The 19,895-nt window shown below is 73.5% G+C and carries 15 protein-coding genes; 9 read left to right on the top strand and 6 right to left on the bottom strand.

Annotation, left to right across the window (positions count from 1 at the left end; all coding sequences use genetic code 11):
* Positions 1-48: 48 nt before the first annotated feature.
* A complete protein-coding gene (locus tag ABZV78_RS09590; RefSeq protein WP_355636995.1) occupies positions 49-1,086 on the top strand; it encodes a WYL domain-containing protein in 1,038 nt (345 codons plus the stop codon).
* Here ABZV78_RS09590 and ABZV78_RS09585 read toward each other — a convergent pair.
* Positions 1,057-1,227 carry a hypothetical protein gene (locus ABZV78_RS09585; RefSeq protein WP_355636993.1) on the bottom strand — a complete coding sequence of 57 codons (171 nt, stop codon included), beginning with the start codon at positions 1,225-1,227 and terminating at the stop codon, positions 1,057-1,059. The genes ABZV78_RS09590 and ABZV78_RS09585 overlap by 30 nt on opposite strands.
* 2 nt (positions 1,228-1,229) lie before the next feature.
* Positions 1,230-2,516: an MFS transporter gene (locus ABZV78_RS09580; protein WP_355636991.1), complete on the bottom strand. Its 1,287-nt coding sequence runs from the start codon at positions 2,514-2,516 to the stop codon at positions 1,230-1,232.
* Positions 2,517-2,648: 132 nt separating this feature from the next.
* On the opposite strand from ABZV78_RS09580, the gene ABZV78_RS09575 reads away from it, so the two are divergent.
* From ABZV78_RS09575 to ABZV78_RS09550, 6 genes are all read left to right on the top strand, one after another.
* On the top strand, positions 2,649-5,441 hold the full coding sequence (locus ABZV78_RS09575; protein WP_355636989.1) for a LuxR C-terminal-related transcriptional regulator: 2,793 nt from the start codon (positions 2,649-2,651) through the stop codon (positions 5,439-5,441).
* Between the two features lie 74 nt (positions 5,442-5,515).
* Positions 5,516-5,977, top strand: a complete 462-nt coding sequence (locus tag ABZV78_RS09570; RefSeq protein WP_355636987.1) for an SRPBCC family protein — start codon at positions 5,516-5,518, stop codon at positions 5,975-5,977.
* The gene (locus tag ABZV78_RS09565; protein ID WP_355636985.1) at positions 5,974-6,324 is read left to right on the top strand and encodes a metalloregulator ArsR/SmtB family transcription factor; all 351 of its coding nucleotides are present in this window, start codon (positions 5,974-5,976) and stop codon (positions 6,322-6,324) included. Before ABZV78_RS09570 ends, ABZV78_RS09565 begins: the two co-directional genes overlap by 4 nt.
* A 17-nt stretch (positions 6,325-6,341) precedes the next feature.
* On the top strand, positions 6,342-6,785 hold the full coding sequence (locus ABZV78_RS09560) for an SRPBCC domain-containing protein (protein WP_355636983.1): 444 nt from the start codon (positions 6,342-6,344) through the stop codon (positions 6,783-6,785).
* 91 nt (positions 6,786-6,876) lie between these two features.
* Positions 6,877-7,467, top strand: coding sequence for an NAD(P)H-dependent oxidoreductase (locus ABZV78_RS09555; protein ID WP_355636982.1), 591 nt, complete (start codon positions 6,877-6,879; stop codon positions 7,465-7,467).
* A 92-nt stretch (positions 7,468-7,559) separates the two neighbouring features.
* Entirely contained in the window at positions 7,560-8,180 is a 621-nt protein-coding gene (locus ABZV78_RS09550) for a dihydrofolate reductase family protein (RefSeq protein ID WP_355636981.1), read from the top strand.
* A gap of 6 nt (positions 8,181-8,186) precedes the next feature.
* On the opposite strand, the gene ABZV78_RS09545 is transcribed toward ABZV78_RS09550, so the two are convergent.
* Positions 8,187-8,648, bottom strand: a complete 462-nt coding sequence (locus tag ABZV78_RS09545; RefSeq protein ID WP_355636980.1) for a VOC family protein — start codon at positions 8,646-8,648, stop codon at positions 8,187-8,189.
* 98 nt (positions 8,649-8,746) lie between these two features.
* On the opposite strand from ABZV78_RS09545, the gene ABZV78_RS09540 reads away from it, so the two are divergent.
* Positions 8,747-9,745, top strand: coding sequence for a YafY family protein (locus ABZV78_RS09540; RefSeq protein ID WP_355636978.1), 999 nt, complete (start codon positions 8,747-8,749; stop codon positions 9,743-9,745).
* A gap of 36 nt (positions 9,746-9,781) precedes the next feature.
* Here the strand turns inward: ABZV78_RS09540 and ABZV78_RS09535 are convergent, their stop codons facing one another.
* On the bottom strand, positions 9,782-11,875 hold the full coding sequence (locus ABZV78_RS09535; protein ID WP_355636976.1) for a glycogen debranching N-terminal domain-containing protein: 2,094 nt from the start codon (positions 11,873-11,875) through the stop codon (positions 9,782-9,784).
* A gap of 123 nt (positions 11,876-11,998) precedes the next feature.
* Positions 11,999-14,260: a hypothetical protein gene (locus ABZV78_RS09530; RefSeq protein WP_355636974.1), complete on the bottom strand. Its 2,262-nt coding sequence runs from the start codon at positions 14,258-14,260 to the stop codon at positions 11,999-12,001.
* A 460-nt stretch (positions 14,261-14,720) separates the two neighbouring features.
* Here ABZV78_RS09530 and ABZV78_RS09525 point away from each other — a divergent pair, with 460 nt between their 5' ends.
* Positions 14,721-15,206 (top strand): winged helix-turn-helix domain-containing protein, encoded by a 486-nt coding sequence (locus ABZV78_RS09525; RefSeq protein ID WP_355636972.1) that lies wholly within the window; start codon positions 14,721-14,723, stop codon positions 15,204-15,206.
* Between the two features lie 122 nt (positions 15,207-15,328).
* On the opposite strand, the gene ABZV78_RS09520 is transcribed toward ABZV78_RS09525, so the two are convergent.
* Entirely contained in the window at positions 15,329-19,741 is a 4,413-nt protein-coding gene (locus tag ABZV78_RS09520) for a S8 family serine peptidase (protein ID WP_355636970.1), read from the bottom strand.
* Between the last annotated feature and the right edge of the window lie 154 nt (positions 19,742-19,895).

Genomic DNA, 19,895 nt, shown 5'->3' with positions numbered 1-19,895 from the left:
AGGAGAAGAGGTCAGGAAGTGGCCTCTTCTCCGGGCATCATGGAAAACATGCCGAAGACCTCCGCGCGACTGCTGGCCCTGCTCTCGCTGCTCCAGGCCCGGCGCGACTGGCCGGGGGCGCTCCTGGCCGAGCGCCTGCAGGTCAGCCCGCGCACCGTGCGCCGCGACGTCGACCGCCTGCGCGAGCTCGGCTATCCCGTCGCGGCCCTCAAGGGGCCCGACGGCGGCTACCGGCTGGACGCCGGTGCGGAACTGCCGCCGTTGCGGTTCGACGACGAACAGGCCGTCGCGCTGGCCATCGCCCTCCAGATCGCCACCACGACCGGCGCCGGCATCGAGGAGGCCGCCGTGCGCGCGCTGCACACCGTCCGGCAGGTGATGCCCGCACGGTTGCGCCGCCGGATCGACATGCTCCAGGTCACCGCCGTCGCGCGGCCCGCGACCCGCCCGATCCCCACCGTCGACAGCGGCGTGCTCATGGCACTCAGCGCCGCCGTCCACGCCCGCGAGGTGCTGCGCTTCGACTACATCCGCGCGACCGCGGCGCGGGGCGCCGGCGAATCGGAGCCGGCGCCGCCGCGCCGGGTGCAGCCACACCACCTCGTCGTCTGGGGCGGGCGGTGGTATCTCGTCGCCTGGGACCTCGACCGCGAGGACTGGCGCACCTTCCGGGTCGACGGGATCACCCCGCGCATCCCCACCGGCCCCCGGTTCACCCCGCGCGAGCTGCCCGGAGGCGATGTGGCCACCTTCGTGGCCCGCAAGTTCCGGGGCTCCGGCGGCCCCGGAGACTGGCCCTGCCGAGGGGAGGTGGTCCTCGACCTGCCGGCCGCCGTCGTGTCCCGCTACACCCGCGACGGGCTGGTCGAGGAACTCGGCCCGGACCGCTGCCGGCTCGTCCTGGGCTCCTGGTCCTGGCCCGGCCTGGCCGCCGCCCTCGGCGCGTTCGACGCCGACCTCGAGGTCGTCGGCCCGGCCGAGCTCAGGGACGCCTTCGCGCGCCTGGCCCGCCGCTACGCCGACGCGGCAACCGGGGACCCCGGTCGCCCGAGCCGGTCAGGCCGTCCGCCGACCGTGCCCCAATGACAGCAGCAGGCCGGCGGCGGCCAGGGCGGCTCCGGCGACGGGGGCGTACCCCGGGAGGCCGGTGGGAATGCCCAGGTAGACGGTGATGCCGAGGATGCGGGACAGGCCCCAGGGCAGCAGCGCCAAATGGTCGTTCCACACGGTCAGCGCGCTCGCATGGTAGAGGCGCTGCCGCGGCTTGCCGTCCGAGCCGGCGCGCCGCGCCCGGCGAGCCGCAGGGCGGCCGCGACGGAGGCGCCCAGCGCGATCGTGAGCAGCGCGGAGATCAGCAGGGTGTGCCGACCACCGACGGCGGCGACGACCGGGCCGCCGAGCAGCGTGCCCAGCGCGGTGGCGGGAGTGGTCAGCGCGGTGCGGGCGGCGAGCACGCGACTCAGCGCCTGCGGTGGGGCGCCGCGCTGGAACAGCGCCGTGGAGATGGCCGTGAACGGCCCGTAGATCAGGCCACCGAGGCCGAGCCCGACCAACCCGGGCGCGACGGCATCGGTGAGCCCGAGGGGAAGCAGGGCGACGCCCCAACCGACGATGATGCCCACCACCACGGGCCAGGGCGGGCGGTTCCGCAGCAGCGCCGCCCCGAGTGCGCCGATCGTCGCCCCGACGCCGAACACCGTCCAGTACAGGCCCAGCAGGCCCGGTGAGCCGTGCAGCCCGTGGGCGACGTGGACCGGTAGGGCCACCTCGACCGGGCCGTAGAGGAAGAAGAACGCGCAGGTGACCACGAGCAGCCCGAGCAGGCGTGGCCGGTCGAGGATGGTGCGCCAGCCCCCGTGCTCCGGCGCGGCCGGCGCCGCCGCGACGGCGGCGACCGGTCGGGCGGAGACCGTCCAGCCGGCCACCGCCAGGACCGCGAAGCTCGCCGCGTCCACCCCGATCACCCAGCCCGGACCGACCAGGGCGGTCAGGCCGCCGGCCAGGGCGGGACCGACCACGAAGGACGCCTGGGCGAACGTGGAGAGCAGCGCGTTGCCGGTCAGCCGGTCCTCCTCCGGCAGCACCTCCGCGACGAGCGTGTAGGCCCCGGCGCTGCCCCAGGCGTGCAACAGCGAGGAGACCGCCAGCAACGCCACGTAGACCACGGGGTCCAGCGCGTCCGCCACCGCCAGGATCGCGACCGCGCCCAGCGCCACGGCTCGCAGCGAGGCGTCCGCCGCCACCAGTCGCGACGCGCGCAGCCCGCGCACCAGCCGGGCGAGCACGGCCGCGCCGATCGGGGCCGGCAGCGCGTACGCCGCCACCGCCAGCCCGGTCCAGACCCCGGCCTGACCCGACGGGGCGATCTGGACCGCGAGCCACGCCACCGCGACCATGCTCATGCCGTCGCCGAGGGCGGAGACCAGCATGCCGGGCAGGATCCGGCGAAGGATCGGCTGTCTCAACAGCCGGCCGACCGAGCCGACCCATGACCGCGCACCAGACCCGAGGTTCATCTCTCCCGCTCCGTTTCCTGTGACCGATCCGCCGCTGTCGAGCGTCGCCCGGCAGGGCCGTGGCCGGCATCGGTGCCGACCACGGAACGCACCGCTGATTCCGGGTACGGAGGGGTACGGGAGGATGGGCGCATGGCGGCGACGGTGGAGATCTCGGCTCGCGAGGCCGAGGTGCTGGCGCTGGTGGGGGAGCACCTCAGCAACGCCGAGATCGGGGCCCGGCTGTTCATCTCGGTGCGCACCGTGGAGAGCCACGTCTCCTCGCTGCTGCGCAAGCTGGAGGTGCCGGATCGGCGGGCGCTCGCCCAGCGCGCGCCGGAGCCGGGTCGCGCCGACCGGTCCCACCCGGCGCCCGTCCTGCCCACGCCGCTGACCTCGTTCGTCGGCCGGGCGCGGGAGCGGGCCGAGCTGACCGAGCTGATCAAGACGCACCGGCAGGTGACCGCGGTCGGCCCCGGCGGCGTGGGCAAGACCCGCCTCGCGTTGACGCTGGCCGCGGAGACCGCCGGCGAGTACGCCGACGGGGTCTGGTTCGTCGACCTGGTCCCGGTCAGCGACCCGGGCGCCTCGGTGGTCGCGGCCGCCGTCGCCGGCGCGCTCGGCCTCGGCGAGCAGCCGGGCGCCGGCCTGGACGAGTCGGTGCTCGCCGCGCTGGCCGACCGGCACGCCCTGCTGGTGCTCGACAACTGCGAGCAGGTACGGGACGGGGTGGCGCCGTTCGTCGAGCGGCTGCTCGCGACGTGCCCCCGGGTGACGGTGCTGGCGACCAGCCGGGCCCGGCTCATGGTGCCGTTCGAGCGGGTGTATCCGGTCCCGCCGCTCTCGTTGGCCGGCGACGGCGAGTCGGACGCGGTCGAACTGTTCATGGAGCGGGCGGCGGCGGTGGGCCGGCCGCCGGATCCCGCCCTGCGCGAGCACATCGCCGTGGTCTGCGCGCGGCTGGACGGCGTGGCGCTGGCGATCGAGCTGGCCGCCGCCCGGTGGTCCACGCTCGGGCTGGACGGCCTCACCGCCGGCCTGTCCGACCAGCTCCGGATGCTCGCCGGCGGCTCCCGCGCCGATGACCGGCACCGCTCGGTGCGGGCGGCGCTGGACTGGAGCCACGCCCTGCTGGAGCCGGCCGATCGCGAGCTGCTGCGCCGGGTGTCGGTGTTCGTGGCGCCGTTCACCGTCGCGGCGGCGGCGGAGGTGGCCGGGGCCGAGGCAGCGGTGGTCGCGGACGGGTTGGCCCGGCTCGCCGAGCAGAGCCTGCTGGTGGTGACGGCGTCCCTCGGGGGGACCGGGTACCGGGCGCTGGAGACCATCCGCCAGTACGGCACGGAGCGGCTCACCGAGGCCGGCGAACTGGTCGACGCCCGGACCCGGCACCTTCGCTGGTGCCTGGCCGAGGCCGCCGGCCTGGCGGTGGTGCGGGCGGACTGGCGGGCCCGCTTCGACCCGGTGGCGGACGACCTCCGGGCCGCCCTGGCGTGGGCGGCCGACCGGCCGGAGCAGCGCGTCGACGCGTACCGCCTCGGCCGGCACCTCGCGGAGCTGACCTTCACCCGCACTCTGGTCGGCGAGTCCCAGCTGCGCTTCGAGCAGGCGGCCGCGCTCGCGGACGACCCGGCCGACAGCGCGTCGATGCTCCGGCAGGCCGGGGCCGTGGCCGGCTGCCGGATGCGGGGTGACGACATGTACCGCTTCCACCGCGCGGCCGCGGACGCCGCCCGCCGGTCGGGGGACACCGCCGGCGCTGCCGCGGACCTGGCGACCGCCGCCACCAACGCGTACCGGTTCTGGAGCAAGTTTGCCCGGCTCACGCCGGAGGAGGAGGCGGTCGGGCTCATCACCGAGGCGCGGGAGCTGGCCGGCGACGACCCGGCCGCCCGGGCCGCGCTGGCGCTGGCCGAGGCCGGGGTGCTCACCGACGCGTTCGGCGCCGCCCAGGGCCCGCCCGACAACGCCGTGCCGGAGACGATCGCGCGCGCCGAACGGGCGGTGGAACTCGCCCGCCGCACGGGCGACCCGCTCGCCGAGTCCGCCGCGCTCGACGCGCTCACCGGCGCAAGGAGCTGGGCCGGTGACGCGTTCGCCGCCGCGGCGACGGCGCGCCGCCGGATCACGCTGCTGTCGTCCACGCCGGACACCCCGGCCGGCACTCACGAGCTGCTGGACGCGCTCGGCATGGCCACCGAGGCCGGCCTCGGCGCGGGGGACCTGCCGGGCGCCCGTCGGTGGGCCCGGCAGCTCGCGGATCATCCGTTGCTGGCCGAGGTCGGCCATCGTGCCACGAGCTGGCTGCTGGTGGCCGACGCGCTGGCGGGCGACGTCGACGAGGTGCTCACCGGCAGCGTGCGGTTCCTCGAAGCGTGGCAGCGGGCGGGCAGCCCCGCCAGGTCGGTCCTCGGCCCGGCGGTGGCGGGTGTCGCGATGATCCACGGCCTGCGCGACGACCACGACGCCCGGCGCGAGTGGAGTGCCGTCCTGAACCGGCTCGGCACCCCGCCCGAGCACGTCTACGGCTACGGCGCGGTCTTCGACGCGATGCTCCTGCTCCACCACGGGCAGCCCGGGGAGGCGTGGGAACGGCTGGCGCCCGAGCCCGGCGAGGTGTGGAAGTGGGTCACCTGGATCTGGCTCCACTGGTATGTCGCGCTGCGTGCCGAGGCCACCGTGCTCGCCGGGCACCCGGAAGCCGGCGATCGCCTGGCCGAGACCCGGAGCGTCGTGGCCGGCAACCCGGTCGCCGCCGCCATCGTGGAGCGGGCCGGAGCGCTGCTCGACGACGACCGGGAGCGGCTGCTCGCCACGGCGGACGCGTTCGAGGCGAGCGGTTGCCGCTACCAGGCGGCGCGGACCCTGGTGCTCGCCGGCGGTGAGCACGCCACCCGCGGCGCGGCCGCGCTCGCCGGCCTCGGCCTCGCCCCGATGGCTCCTCGCTAAAGCGCAACTTTTGGTTGCGTGAGCCCGAGCCCCGGGGTAACGTCATGCGCAACCAAACGTTGCAGGAGGTTGCCATGGAGTTCGGGACCATCGAGCGCGAGATCTACGTCGAGGCGTCGCCCGAGATCGTCTTCGAGGTGGTGAGCAGCCCCGACCACCTCAAGCAGTGGTGGCCGGACGACGCCCGGTACGACCCGACGCCCGGGGCGACGGGGGAGATCGTCTTCGGCGACCGGGACGCCGGCGGGACCGTGGTGCCGTTCACCGTGGTCGACGCGCGACCGCCGCGGACGTTCTCGTTCCGGTGGACGCACCCGGCCGGCGAGGTCGCGGCGGAGGGCAACTCGCTGCTGGTCACCTTCGACCTGACCCCGTCCGGCGCCGGGACGCTGCTGAAGATGACCGAGACCGGCTTCCGCGAGATGGGCTGGGAGATCGCCGTCCTGGAGCAGCAGTACCGGGAGCACGGCACCGGCTGGGACTACTACCTGCCGCGGCTGGCGACGTATGCCGCGACGCGGGCGGTGCGGGCGTGAGCACCGGGGTGGCCGAGCAGGTCGACGACGACCTCTGGTCCGCGATCGGGGACCCGACCCGGCGCCGGATGCTCGACCTGCTGCTCATCGACGGCGACGGCACCGCCACCACGCTGAGCCAGCGGATGCCGGTGACCCGGCAGGCGGTGGCCAAGCACCTCGGCGTCCTCGACCGGGTCGGCCTGGTCCGGGCGACGCCGGCGGGCCGCGAGAAGCGCTACCGGGTGGACGACGTGCAGCTCGCCCGCGCGGTGGCCCAGTTGTCGTCGGTCGGGTCGGCGTGGGACGCCCGGCTGCGGCGGATCAAGCGGATCGCCGAGGCGATCCAGCGCAACCAACAGGACTGACCAGGAGGAGAGTCGAGATGGCGGACATTCTGCACCGGGTCGGGGTCAAGACCCCGACGCCGGAGAAGGTGTACGAGGCGCTGACGACCGTCGAGGGCCTCGCCGGCTGGTGGACCGACGACACGAAGGGGAGCGGCGAGATCGGCGGCGTCCTCGAGTTCCGGTTCCTGCCCGGCGGCTTCGACATGGAGGTCGTCGAGCTGCGGCCGTCCGAGCGGGTGGCGTGGCGGGTGGTGGACGGCCCCGAGGAGTGGCTCGGGACCACGATCGACTGGGACCTCCGCCAGGACGGCGACTACACGGTCGTGCTGTTCAAGCACCGGGGCTGGCGGGAGCCGGTGGAGTTCATGCACCACTGCAGCACCAAGTGGGGCTCGTACCTCATGAGCTTGAAATCGCTGGTGGAAACGGGCGAGGGCGCACCGTCGCCGCGGGACGTGCAGATCAGCGACTGGCACTGAGCCCGTCGACGGTGTCGTTCGAAACCATGCCGACCGGGTAGACGCCGGCCGCGCCCGCTGTCGTCGGGCCAACGGACGGAAAGGGACGGCAATGACCAGGATCGGCATCATCATCGGGAGCACGCGTCCCGGGCGTAACGGGGAGACCGTGGCCCGCTGGGTCCACGAGATCGCCGCCAAGCGCGACGACGCCCAGTACGAGCTCGTCGACATCAAGGACTTCGACCTCCCACACCTCGACGAGATGGCGCCCCCGTCGCTCGGGCAGTACGCCCAGCCGCACACCCTGCGGTGGGCCGAGAAGATCGCGTCCTTCGACGGCTACGTCTTCGTCACGCCGGAGTACAACCACTCCACCTCCGGAGCGTTGAAGAACGCGATCGACTTCCTCTACGCGGAGTGGAACAACAAGGCGGCCGGGTTCGTGAGCTACGGCAGCGTCGGCGGCACCCGGGCGGTGGAGCACCTCCGCCTGGTTGTCGCCGAGTTGCAGATGGCGGACGTCCGGGCCCAGGTCGCGCTCTCGCTCTTCACCGACTTCGAGAACTTCAGCGTCTTCAAGCCCGGCGATCATCAGGTCGGCGCGGTGAACACGATGCTCGACCAGTTGACCGCCTGGAGCGGCGCCATGGCCAGCCTGCGGGCCGGCACCACGATGGCCACTCCTCAGTCCGCCACGTAGCGGTCGGGCGGTGCCACGGGTCCGGCCGATGAGTTCCGGCCGGTGCCGCAGTCTGCCGAGGGACGGATCAGGAACTGAGGAGGAAGCGTCCCATGGGCAAGCTCGTCGTGACGGAGTTCGTGACGCTGGACGGGGTGGCACAGGCGCCGGGGCAGCCCGACGAGGACCGCGCCGGCGGCTTCACCCATGGCGGGTGGCAGGCGCCGTTGCTGGACCACGAATCCGGCGACGCCATGTTCGAGCAGGCCAGGGGCATGGACGCGTTGCTGCTGGGGCGCCGCACCTACGAGATCTTCGCCGGCTACTGGCCGACGGCGCCCGCGGAGATCCCCTTCACCGGACTGCTCAACCGGGTGCCCAGGTATGTGGCGAGCCGTACGCTGCACGAGCCGCTCGACTGGGCGGGTTCGACGCTCCTCGGCGGCGACCTCGAGGAGAGCGTCGCCGCGCTCAAGGACCGCCACGACACGATCCACGTGATCGGCAGCCTCGACCTGGTGCAGTCGCTGCTGCGCCTCGGCGTGGTGGACCGGCTGAACCTGTGGCTCTACCCGCTGACGCTCGGCAGCGGCAAGCGGCTGTTCGCGCAGGGCACCGTCCCCGCGGCCTTCCGGCTCGCGGGGGCGGTGACCCATGCCGGCGGCACGCTCCAGCTGACGTACGAGACGGCGGGCGTCCCGACCTACGGCAACCTCGCCGACCAGGGCAGCTGATCCTGCTCAGTCCAGGCAGAACTCGTTGCCCTCGGGGTCGGTCAGCACGATGTGGCCGGCGCCCATCGGCGGCTCGGGCTCGTGGCGGCGTACCCGCGTCGCGCCCAGGGCGACGAGCCGGTCGCACTCGGCCTCCAGCGCCGCCATCCGCTCCTCACCCTGGAGCCCGGGCGCCGCCCGGACGTCGAGGTGGACGCGGTTCTTGGCGACCTTGTCCTCCGGCACCTGCTGGAAGAACAGCCGTGGGCCGTGCCCGGCCGGGTCCTCGATGGCCGACCTCGTGTTGCGCTGCTCCGCCGGCACGCCGATGCGGGCCAGGAAGTCGTCCCACGCGGCCAGCGGGTCGGCGCCTTCGGGCAGGTCGACTCCGGGCGGGCCGGGGTGGACGTAGCCCAGCACGTCGCGCCAGAAGGACGACAGCGCCCGCGGGTCGTGGGCGTCGAAGGTGACCTGGAAGTGGCGGCTCATCGGGTTGCTCCGTTCGTCAGGGCGTCCGTGTCCATGTCGCCCACTCTGACACCCCTGGCGGACAGGATCGGTCCGCTATCTCTGGCAGGCTGAGCGACATGGTCATGGCGGGCGGCGACGAGCGCGGTACGACGGAGCGGGTGCTGACCCTGCTCGGGCTGCTCCAGCAGCGCCCGGTCTGGACCGGCCCCGAGCTCGCCGACCGGCTCGGCGTCACGCCGCGCACGATCCGGCGGGACGTCGAGCGGCTGCGCACGCTCGGCTATCCGGTGCAGGCCAGCCAGGGGGTCGGCGGTGGCTACCAGCTCGGGCCGGGGCAGAAGCTGCCGCCCCTGCTCCTCGACGACGAGGAGGCGATCGCCACCGCGGTCTCGCTGCTCGCCGGCGCCGGTGGCGCGGTCGCCGGGGCCGGCGACGCGGCACTCCGGGCGCTGACCAAGCTCGACCGGGTGCTGCCCACCCGGCTGCGGCACGACGTGCGCGCGCTCTCCGGCGCGGTGGAGTCCTTCGGCGGAGGCCGTCCACCGGTCGACCCCGAGGCGCTCATGACGCTGGCCAGAGCCGCCCGCGACGAGGTCGAGGCCGGCTTCGACTACCCGTCCGGGAGCGAGGTGCGCCGGCGGCGGGTGGAGCCCTACCGCCTGGTCGCCTCCGACCGGCGCTGGTACCTCCTCGCCTACGACCTCGACCGCGACGACTGGCGCAGCTTCCGCGTCGACCGGATGACCGACGTGTCCGCACGCACCTGGCGCTTCCGCCCCCGCGCGGCGCCGGACGCGGCGACCTACGTGCAGGAGGCGGTGGCGAGCCGGGCCTACCCGCACCGGGCGCGCTTCCTCGTGCACGCGTCGGCCGACACGGTGCGCGCGCAGATTCCGGCGTCGGCGGCGGTGGTACGACGGCGGGACGGCGAGCGCTGCGAGGTGCTCAGCGGCGCCGGCAGCCTCGACTTCGTGCTCATGCACGTCCTCCTGCTGGGCCACGACTTCGAGGTGCTCGACCCGCCCGAGCTCGGCAGGCGCTGCCGCGCGCTGGCGGAGCGACTGCTGGCGGCCGGCGCGACGATCGCACCGGCGCCCGGCACGGCCGAGCCGTGAGCCGCGGAGCCGGCCCGGCGCCGGGCGGACCCGTGGTCAACCGGCCGGGGTGACGGTGGCGTGCGACCCGACGGCCTCGACGTCCCACCGTCGGCCACCGGCCAGGACGTGGCGCAGCCGGATCCGTCCGATCTCGTCGGGGAGGTGGGGCTCGGCGACCAGCCGATCGCCCTGCGGGTGCAGGCCCAGCATCGTGCGCAGGAGCAGTAGCGGCGCCCCACTGGCCCAGGCCTGCGGGTTGCAGGCGGTCGGGTAGGGGACCGGCCGCGGGCCGAAGGACCGGTCGTAGCCGGAGAACGCCTCGGGCAGGCGGTAGTCGGAGTGGGCCGCGGCCTCCATCATCGCCCTGGCGATCCGGTTCGCCTCCTTCCGATGGCCGTAGCGGGCCAGCCCGGCGGCGATGATCGAGTTGTCGTGCGGCCAGACCGTGCCGGTGTGGTAGCCGATGGGGTTGTAGCCGGTGTCGGCCGTGGAGAGCGTGCGTACGCCCCAGCCGGAGAACATCTCCTCGGACATGAGGTGGGCGGCGACGCGTCCGGCCCGGTCCTCCGGAACGATCCCGCTCCACAGCAGGTGGCCCATGTTCGAGGTCATCGAGTCGATCCGGCGCTTGTCGCCGTCGAGGCCCAGGGCGTAGTAGCCGCCCCGGTCGGGGATCCAGTAGTCCCGGTTGAACTGCTCGCGCAGCTGAGCGGCCTCGGCGCGCAGCCGTCGGGCCAGGTCCGGGTCCCGCCACGGGCCCTCGGCGAGTTCGGCCATCCGCAGCTTCGCGTCGTAGGTGTAGCCCTGCGTCTCGCAGGTGGCGATCGGCAGCACGGGCAGGGTGCCGTCGGCGTGTTGCACCCCGTCCGGGGAGTCCCGCCAGCACTGGTTGCCGAGTCCCTGCGCGGAGCGGGTGGCGTACTCGACGTAGCCGTCGCCGTCGAGGTCGCCGTGGCGGTCGATCCACCCCAGGGCGGCGTCGGCGTTGGGGCGCAGTCGGCACACCAACTCGTCGTCGCGGCTCCACCGCCAGTACTCCGACAGCAGGATCAGCCACAGCGCGGTGGTGTCGGCGCCGCCGTAGTAGGGCTGGTACGGCTTGAGCCCGAGCTGCGTGAGTTCCCCGGAGCGGTACTCGTGGAAGATCTTGCCCGGTTCCCGGTCGGTGAAGTCGTCGAAGGTCGTCGACTGGTGCGCGGCCAGCACGACGAGGGCGCCGCGCGCGACGTCGGGGCCGCAGATCATCGTCTGGTACGCCGTGATCAGGGTGTCGCGGCCGAAGACGGTGAGGAACCAGGGCAGACCCGCGGCGATCAACACCACCGACTCACCGCCGATGGTCTTCTCGATCCGCATCGAGACCAGGTCCAGCGCCGACTTGCGGTAGACGTTGCCGATCATCTCCACGTCGGCGCTCAGGTGCGGCTTGCCCGCCGCCCAGCGCGTCGACGGATCCTCCGGTCCGTGCTCGAAGGTCTCGCCGAACCCTCGCACGACCGGCCGGTAGTTCTCCTCACCGCACCGCAGGGGCACCTGCAGTTCGCACCGCCACCGCTGGCCGCGGCGCAGGCGCACCTCCCACACCAGGCTGTCGCCCTCGACCAGGTCGGCCGGCGGGTCCGCCTCGACCCGCACCGACGCCGCGTACCGGCCGTTGCGGTAGCTGAAGGCCAGGGCGGAGCCGTCCCGCGCGTGCGTCCGGACGATGTCCGGGCCCCGGTACCGGCCGGACTCCTTGATCTCGAAGAGGTCCGCGAAGTCGGTGCCGGCCGCCAGCCGCAGCCGCAGCGACACCGGCTCCACGCCGAAGTACCGCAGCTCGATCCGCTCGTACATGCCGTCGCCGACCACCCGCTGCCGCCGGACCCCGACCCGGTTGGCCGGCAGGTCGGGCAGGTTCGCGTTGGCGAGGAAAAACGCCGCCGAGTACGCGTCCACGGTTCCGGAGGACAGCACCAGCGGCGCGATCTCGTCGAGGGTCAACTCCCACTGGTCGAGAAAGCGCGTGTCGTCGTGCACCAGGCCGCCGATGGAGCCCTTCGGCACGTTGCCCGCCGGGTCGGAGAACATGAAGGTGCGGCCCTCGAGTACGCCGACCGCGTCGGGTCCCAGCTCGGGCGGAAGGTCACGGCACGCGCCGCTGGGCACGCGCGTGGACGGTTCCCGGCCCGGCAGCGGATCGGCCGGCGTCGCACGTCGTCGGATCGAGGTCACCTCCGCCCTCCTCCCGCACGGGCCGGACGGCGGACGTCCCGCGCCCTTCCTCCCAGGCTAGGAGGGTGGCCGGTCCGATGCGTCGGGTTTGCGCAGCCGCCGTTCTCCGCGCGCCCCGCCGACCGGCGGGGCGAGGGCTGCCCTCCGCAGCCGGTCGGCCAGTTCGCGGACGGCGTCGTCGTGCCGCGGATCCGACGCGCCTGGCAGGTGCCCGACGATCGGCGGCGGGACGGTGTCACTGGGCGGCGCAACCACGCCCCGGGGGTCCCGCAGCCGCCGGTCCACCGACCCCGCCGGCCCAGCGACCGCGGGCGGCTCTCCCGGCCGGTGTGGCGAGAAGATCCAGCCGCCGATGGAGTCGGTGTCCCGCCACAGGTTGATCCACCGCCAGCCGACCCGCCGGCCGATCTCGTGCAGCACGTCGGCGTGGACATAGGCGGGGAACCAGCGGGCGTACAGCCGGGACAGCGGCGACCCGGACGTCAGCAGCGCCACCCGCGCACAGACCTCCGGCGGCAGTTGCAGCACCGCCGCGGCGAGCAGGACCGAGCCGTGACTGTGCCCGGCGAGCAGCACCGCCTGCCCCTGTCCGGTCAGGTAGCTGATCCGGCGGCTGAGTTCGGGCACCGCCCGCTCCGCGTAACAGGGTGGCGCGAACGGGTGCGCCGCCCGGGGCCAGAAGGTGCCCAGGTCCCACAGCACGCCGACGTAACGGCGGAACTCGGCGGTCCGGTACGCGAACAGGCCACCCAGGACCAGCCCGAGGATCGCCGCCGCGATCACATAGCTGCCCAGGCCGAGCCCGAAGTTCACCAGGGCGGCCGGGATCGGCGTCCAGCGGTCGAGCACGTCCCCGGGATACCAGCGCAACAGCCCCAGGGTGCTGGTGGCCAGTCCGAGGCCGGCAAGCCCGGCGTAGGTGAGGATCAACGGGGTCAGCCGCTCGGTGAAGCGGGCCCGCGCGATCACCGTCCGGACCTCACGCAGCCGGTCGGCGGCCTCGGCGGGCGCGTCGGGGTGGTCGCGGGCCACGATGTCCGCCGCAGCGCGCCGTCGGCCGCGCCGGGACGCCAGCGCGACGACGGCGCCGGCCGCCGCGGCGACGGTCACCGCCAGGAAGAAGCCGAAGATCGCCCACTTGTACGCCAGCGGCGGGCTGCTGGCCAGCCGTGCCGCGGTGGGCGCGCTCCGGTCCAGCAGGTCGGCCACCCGGTAGACCAGTTCGGCCGAGAACGCCACCGCCACTCCGACGGCGACGGCGTCGAGCACCGGGGCACCGAGCGCGCGCAGGGGCGGCCCGCCCGGCAGCCTGGGACGCGCCCACAGCACCGCCGCCCCGAGGACGACCAGCAGGATGGTCTGCGTCGCGAAGAGGGAGGTGACGATCTCCTCGTACCCGGGCAGTCCCGTCCCGGCGACCCAGGGCCCGGGTTCGGCCGCCACGACGGCCACCACCGCGACGGTCAGCAGGCACGCCGTGGTCCGCAGGCGGCGAAGGTTCCGGTCGACGGCCGGGGCCGGCGCGGCGCGGTCCAGCAGCGGATGGGCGCAGACCAGCACCACGCAGGTGGTCAGCACCGCCGTGGTGAGCACGAGCAGCGCGGCCGTCACGGCGGACGCCGGGCCCCCGGTGGAGCGCGCGGCGAGCAGGACGGCGTCGAGCGTGGCGAAGGCCGCGGCGACGTGGATCGCCCGCAGCCGGGAGACCAGCGGGGTGGTGTCCCACTGGCCGACCGCCGTGAGTTGGTGCTCGCCGGACACCGTGGCCGGGCCGTGGGAGGAGGGGCGGGGCCAGCCCGGCCGGCTGCTCAGCCGCCAGACCAGCGCGACCGCCGCGACCGGGACCACGGCGAGCACCGCCAGCCGCAGTCCCGCCGGCCGCTCGCCGAGCCAGGACAGCCAGTTCCGGCCGGCCAGGCACCGCGGCGAGCCCATGCACTTCCAGGCGATCAGGTCCAGCATCACACCGGCCGCCGCGATCACGTACAGCGCGGTGAGGGTCAGCGCGAGCAGCCGGCAGAGCGCCTTGACGGTCGCGCCGGCCAGACCGTGCGCCGGCGGGTGCATCCAGATCGCCATGTTGCAGAGCATGAACGGCAGGAGGAACACCAGGGACAGCGTGCGGACCGCCGTGCCCGAGGGAAGATCCCGCCACCGGTACGCCTCCAGGAGCACCCCGCCCGCGCCGGTGGTGTCCGGATAGCCGGCCGGCGGCCGATAGAAGCCACCGCTCTGGTCACCGGCCACCTGGCGCACGTTCGGCCGGTCCAGCACCTGCTCGGCGTCGGCGCCGGAGACGCCGTGCACCCGCAACTCCACGACCTCACCCGGCCGTTCATCCGACCCCATCGGCGTGTCCGACATCGATCTCCCGCGGCAGTGACCGGCGTCGGGCGCCGGCGCGCCCGCACCCGGGCGTGCCGTCTACCCGTTCCGCGCCGGATCAAGGCATCCTTCCGGCCCGCGGTTCCGCGCCGATGCCGGAGAAATTGTTCCGAGTCGTGTTCTCGACGGCCGTTACATTGACGTTAACTGCTATACCAATCATCGGTGAGCGGCTATATGATCTCGGTCAGCAGATCAGCACGCCTCACAAAGAGCAGCTCCAGCGCCCCTCCTCGGCAAGCCGACCGGCAGGTGACCGCATCCACCCGTGCCTGGCGGACCGGACTCGACCCATGCCCGCCGTATCGGCGCGGGTGATTGCTGGATGCTGCGCGAACAGCCGCAGAAAAATGGGTGGGAAACGGAAGGGCGGACGATGACGGGGCTCCCGTCCTTGGTCATTGGCATCGCGTCCTCGGCGGCCGAGCGCCGGCAGCTCGCGCAACTGCTCGGCGGCACCGAGACGTTCCTCATCGTGTCGAGCGCCCATCAGGCGCGACGGTTCCTGGACATGGTCCGCAGGCCCGCCGGGGCCGAGCCTCCCGTCGCCGCCCAGCCGGCCGCCGACGCCCCCGCGCCGCCCCGCCCGCCGCTGGCGGATCTGGACGTCGACTCCGACCGGCGTGTCCTGCGCTGGCGGGAGCGGGAGGTCGGGCTGACCCCCCTGGAGCACGACCTGCTGGTCTGCCTCGCCGGCACGCCCGGGGAGGTGTGGACGTACGCGCGGCTGCACCGGGCGGTGTGGGGCAACGACCACCTGGGACGCGGCTCCGACATCCACTCGGTGGTGCGCCGGGTGCGGCGCAAGCTGGGCCGGCTGGGCGCCGCGGCGACGATCCACGCGGTGCGTGGGGTCGGCTTCCGCCTCGCGCCGTCCTGAGCACGCCCGGCCCGCCGCGCCGGCGGCGGGCCGCGGGACAGCCCCGACGAGGCCAGCACGCGGTCGGGCCCGCCCTGGTGTCGCCACCGGGCGGGCCCGACCCTCGGATCGGCGATCAGCGGTCAGCAGCGGATGGGGGACACGGTGAAGTCCTCCACGGTCGGCGTGCTGGTGTTGATCCTCGTCTGACGGGTCTGGGGCTTCCAGCCGTCCTTGGCGACGATGATGGTGAGCGGGTTGTTGCGCCGGTCCATCCAGTAGGCGTACCTGCCGTCGGGATCGGTGGCGAACGTCCAGGACATCGCCCACGAGTCGACCTGGACGACCGCGCCGGGGAGCGGCGCGGTGGCACCCTGGCAGCTCGTGCCGGAGACGGTGCCCATCAGCTTGCCCCAGGTGGTCGGCGGCTGCACGACCATGGTGACCGCCACCGGCGGCACGGTGTACGGCGTGTTCTCCTTGATCGTGACCGACGCCGAGTAGGTGCCGGGCTGGTCCACGCTGGCGGTCATGCCGACCGTGACGGTGACCTTCTCACCCGGCGCCAGGGTGACCTTCGACTTGTCGATGGTCAGCCAGCTGACATCCGCCGCTCCCTCGGCGCACTCCTCGAAGCCGGGCAGCACCTCGCTGTCCCTGGTGGCCGTGAAGCCGCCGGAGGAGCCGCCGATCTTGTAGAAGCCGCACGCCGCGCCACCGCGGTAGCGGGGGGCGTTGGCGTTCGGCAGGTTCGACCACGAGTCGGTCGCCGGGTCGTACGCGAAGCCGGCGTTGGTGATCGCCCCGCCCTGCGAACCACCGACGACCAGCAGCTTGCCGTTGGCGACGGCGAACGAGCTGGCCCAGTTGTCGGCCGGCGCGTCGGCGACGGCGGTCCAGGCGTTGGCGCCGGGGTCGAAGGCGTAGCTGGCCTTCTGCGAGACGGACCCGTCGTTGCCGCCGGTGCAGTAGACGGTGCCGCCGATCCCGCCGCAGGACAGGAACGCCACCGCCTTCGGATAGTTGGGCAGGGGCTCCCAGCTGTCGGCGCCCGGGTCGTACCGGACCACCGAGTTGGACATCGGCAGGCAGCTGGAGGTGGTGCAGCCGCCGACGGCGTAGAGCTTGCCGTCCGCGACGGCCTGGCCGGCGGCGGCCCGCGGCGCCGGGTTGTTCGCCTTCCTGGTCCAGGAGTTGGCCGCCGGGTCGTACGACCATGTGGTGCCGTCCGGACCGGATGCGCCCCAGCCGCCGGTGGCGATGATCCTGCCGTCGACGACCCCGACCGTCATGGCGTTACGCGTGCCGGGGAGGTCGGCGATCGCGGTCCAGGTCTGGGCGATCGGGTCGTACACGTAGTTCTTCGTGCTGGACGTGGTGCCGTCACCGCCGGCGATGGAGTAGACCTTGCCGTCGAGGTTCACCACCCGGTTGTCCATGACGTTGGCCGGGTAGTTGGCGATGCCCGTCCAGGGCGCCGCCTGGGGACCGGCCGGCGTGGCGGTGGCCGCGTCGGCCGACTTGCCGGACGGACGGGCGGCGAACGACGTCGGGGCGGTGAGCCGCTGCGCCGGCGCGCCGGTCGACCCGAGCAGCTCCTGCTCGGACAGCCGGGACCCGTCGGCCCGCTGCAGCACGAACCCGCCGTCGCGCTCGCCGAACTCGACGTTGACGGGCGCCCCGCCGTTGTTGGTCACCGTGAAGGTCCTGCTGACCTTGCCGGTCGGCATCCGGACCGTGCCGGTCACCGAAGTCGGCTGTACCGCCAGCCGGCCCGCGGCCAGCTGGAAGTTCGCCGCCGTCGCCCAGTCGACCTCGACGTCGACCTGCTTGGTCTGGCTGACGTAGTTGCCAGCCCTGGCGGTGAAGGGATGGGCGCCGGTCAGCGACGAGAACATCCAGTAGAAGCCGTCGGCCAGCTCGGTGTCGTCCGGCGTCGCGACCGTGGTGGCCTTCTCCGCCGGGCGGTCGTCACTGGTGACGGTGGCGCCGTTGACGTAGCCGTTGTCGTTCTTGTCCCGGACGTGCCCCAGCACCAGGCCGCCGTCGACCGGCTTGCAGATGATCCTGCTGCCGATCAGCACGTTGTCGACCTGCCACCACCACTCCCACGAGGCGTCGTAGTAGTGGAACCGGACCTGGACCTGCGCCTTGCCCGCCGCCTGCGGGATGGGCACCTCGGTCACCCTCGGCCCCCGGACGTCGGCCGCCTGCCGGAGGACGTTGCTCCAGGTGGCGCCGCCGTCCAGGCTGAGGTCGACGTCCGCGCGGTCGGAGCCCAGCCAGTTGTAGTCCTGGTTGAACCGGATCACCGGCGTGGCGATGTCGGTCAGGTCGACGACCGGGCTGACCAGCGAGGTGTCCTGCCGCCCGCCGCTGCCGTAGTCGTCGCTGTCGATGATGGCGAACCGGCCGGCGCCGCCGGTCAGGTTGCCCCGGTCACCGCTGTCGGTGAACTTCCAGACCTGGCCGGTGCCGGCGTTGTCCACCACCGACCAGCCCTCGGGCACGGTGTCCCCGTCGAACGTCTCGTACTCGCCGTCCGAGCTGTTGGTGTAGCCGGGCGCTGTGGTGCACGCGGCGGGGTCGGCCGGCACGGCGATGTTGCTGGTGGTGTTGCCCGAGCCGACCACGACCTCCTTGGTCACGGCCTGGTAGCCCGGGTACTGCGACTCGACCTTCAGCCGGTAGGTCGCTCCCGCCGGGAGCGTGAGGCTGTAGCGGCCGTTGGCGGGCGTGGTGTAGTCGGAGACCGGCAGGCCCTCGACGCTCACCTTCGCGTAGAGCGGCCAACCGTGTCCGGATCCGTCGGTGACCTGCCCGCCGACGGTGACGCTCGGCACCGCGGTCAGTGCGACGTCGAGGGTCGTGGTCGTGTTCTTGGTGACCGTCGCCGACGACGTCCTGCTCTGGTAGCCGAACGCCGACACGGCGACCTGGTAGTCGCCCGCGAGGAGCAGCGACGAGTACGTCCCGTCGGCGCCGGTGGTCAGCGAGCGGGTTGCGGCGCCGGTCAGGGCGACCGTGGCGCCGGCGATCGGGGCGCCGGTGGCCGCGTCGGTCACCTTGCCGGCCAGGGTGCCGTTGTCGCCGATCGGGGCGGCGTTGAGGAGCGCGAGCGCGTCCAGCCGGCCCTCGCCGTAGACGTTGTTGTCGTCCGTGCTGCCGCCGCACTGGGTGTCGGCCTTGTCGACCGCGGTGTCGTCCAGCAGGGTGCGGGTGGCCGCAACGTCACCGACGAGGGTGGGCGCCGCCGACCAGAGCAGCGCGATCGCGCCGGCGAGGTGCGGCGCGGCCATCGAGGTGCCGCTGAAGCTGGCGTAGGAGTTGCCCGGCACGCTGGAGCGGACGTTGACGCCGGGCGCCGACAGGTTCGGCTTGATCTGGCCGTTCTGCCCGGCGCCGCGGGAGGAGAAGCTGGCGATGTTGTCGTTGATGTCGTACGCGCCGGCGGAGTAGTTGCTGGCCAGGCTGCCCGGCGAGCCGCTGGTCTGGCACGCCGGCCCGTTGTTGCCGTTGGACCAGACACCGAAGATGCCCGCGGCGGTCCAGGCGTCGGTCACGTCCTCCATGAACGGCTGCGTGGAGGGCAGCGTGGTGCCCCACGAGTTGTTGATGATGTTGGGTCGCTTGCTGGCGTCCGGGTTCTGCCCGTTGAGGTCGGTGGGCTCCAGCATCCACTGGCCGGAGGAGATCAGCGCGGCGTCGGTCGGGCAGCACCCGTTCGCGGCGATCCACTTGACCCCGGGGGCGACGCCGATCTGGTTGGCGCCGTCCGAGCCGGCCATGGTGCCCATCGTGTGCGTGCCGTGGCCGTCGGAGTCGCAGGGCGCGGTGGCGCAGTCACCGGCGGCGTCGAACCAGTTGTAGTCGTGGTCGAAGGTGCCGTCACCGTTGTTGCCGCGGTACGAGTCGACCAGCGCCGGGTGGTCGAACTGGACACCGCTGTCGATGCTGGCGACCGTGATGCCGGCGCCCTTGACGCCGTACTGGGACCAGACGTCGTCGGCGTTGATGTTCGCGATGCCCCACTCCAGGGCGTTCACCGACTTCTCGTCGGTGCCCTCGGTGACCTCGGGGAGCTTGTACTCCGTCGGGGCGTACAGGCCGTCGACCTCGGCGTGGGCGGCGAAGTTCTCGGCCATCGCCAGGGAGCCGCCGCTGACCTTGATGGCGTTGGTCGCCCAGAAGGTCTGGTACTTCGTGCCCGAGCTGTCGAGCTCGGCGCGGATCTTGGCCTGGCTGTCGGCGGCGGCCTTCTTCAGCGCGCCCGCGACCGCGGTGCCCCGCTCGGCCCAGTCCCTGATCGCGCTGGCCTTGCTCAGGTCGGCCCGGTCCCGGAAGTGGATCCAGAAGTCGCCCTCGCTCTTGCCCTGGAGCTGCCGGGTGAGTTCGGGTCGGATCTTGTCGCCGGCCGACGCGCCGGTTCCCGTGCCGCTCGGCGCAGCCTGTGCGCCGGTGCCCGTGGCCGCCAGGGCGGTCGCGGCGAGGACCAGGGCGGCCCCCGCGCTCACCAGCCGGCCGGCCAGACCCTTCCTGTGTGGACGTCTCAGCATCGGTGCTGCCTCCTCCAGAACGACCCGCGGATGTACGAGTCATGGCGAAGGGCACGGAAGACTCCACTCCCGTTGGATCAGACCGGTTTGCACGTCCCCCCGAGCCCCCTGGGCGCCGTGCGGGTCTACGCCGGCTGCCTGAGTGGACACTATG

Source organism: Micromonospora sp. NPDC004540, assembly GCF_040610095.1.
Classification (GTDB): domain Bacteria; phylum Actinomycetota; class Actinomycetes; order Mycobacteriales; family Micromonosporaceae; genus Micromonospora.
This window is presented reverse-complemented; position numbering and strand designations above follow the sequence as displayed.

Coding starts and splice junctions, on each gene's coding strand:
- ABZV78_RS09590 (WP_355636995.1), top strand. CDS start 49: ATGCCGAAGACCTCCGCGCGACTGCTGGCCCTGCTCTCGCTGCTCCAG.
- ABZV78_RS09580 (WP_355636991.1), bottom strand. CDS start 2,516: ATGAACCTCGGGTCTGGTGCGCGGTCATGGGTCGGCTCGGTCGGCCGG.
- ABZV78_RS09575 (WP_355636989.1), top strand. CDS start 2,649: ATGGCGGCGACGGTGGAGATCTCGGCTCGCGAGGCCGAGGTGCTGGCG.
- ABZV78_RS09570 (WP_355636987.1), top strand. CDS start 5,516: ATGGAGTTCGGGACCATCGAGCGCGAGATCTACGTCGAGGCGTCGCCC.
- ABZV78_RS09560 (WP_355636983.1), top strand. CDS start 6,342: ATGGCGGACATTCTGCACCGGGTCGGGGTCAAGACCCCGACGCCGGAG.
- ABZV78_RS09555 (WP_355636982.1), top strand. CDS start 6,877: ATGACCAGGATCGGCATCATCATCGGGAGCACGCGTCCCGGGCGTAAC.
- ABZV78_RS09550 (WP_355636981.1), top strand. CDS start 7,560: ATGGGCAAGCTCGTCGTGACGGAGTTCGTGACGCTGGACGGGGTGGCA.
- ABZV78_RS09545 (WP_355636980.1), bottom strand. CDS start 8,648: ATGAGCCGCCACTTCCAGGTCACCTTCGACGCCCACGACCCGCGGGCG.
- ABZV78_RS09540 (WP_355636978.1), top strand. CDS start 8,747: ATGGTCATGGCGGGCGGCGACGAGCGCGGTACGACGGAGCGGGTGCTG.
- ABZV78_RS09520 (WP_355636970.1), bottom strand. CDS start 19,741: ATGCTGAGACGTCCACACAGGAAGGGTCTGGCCGGCCGGCTGGTGAGC.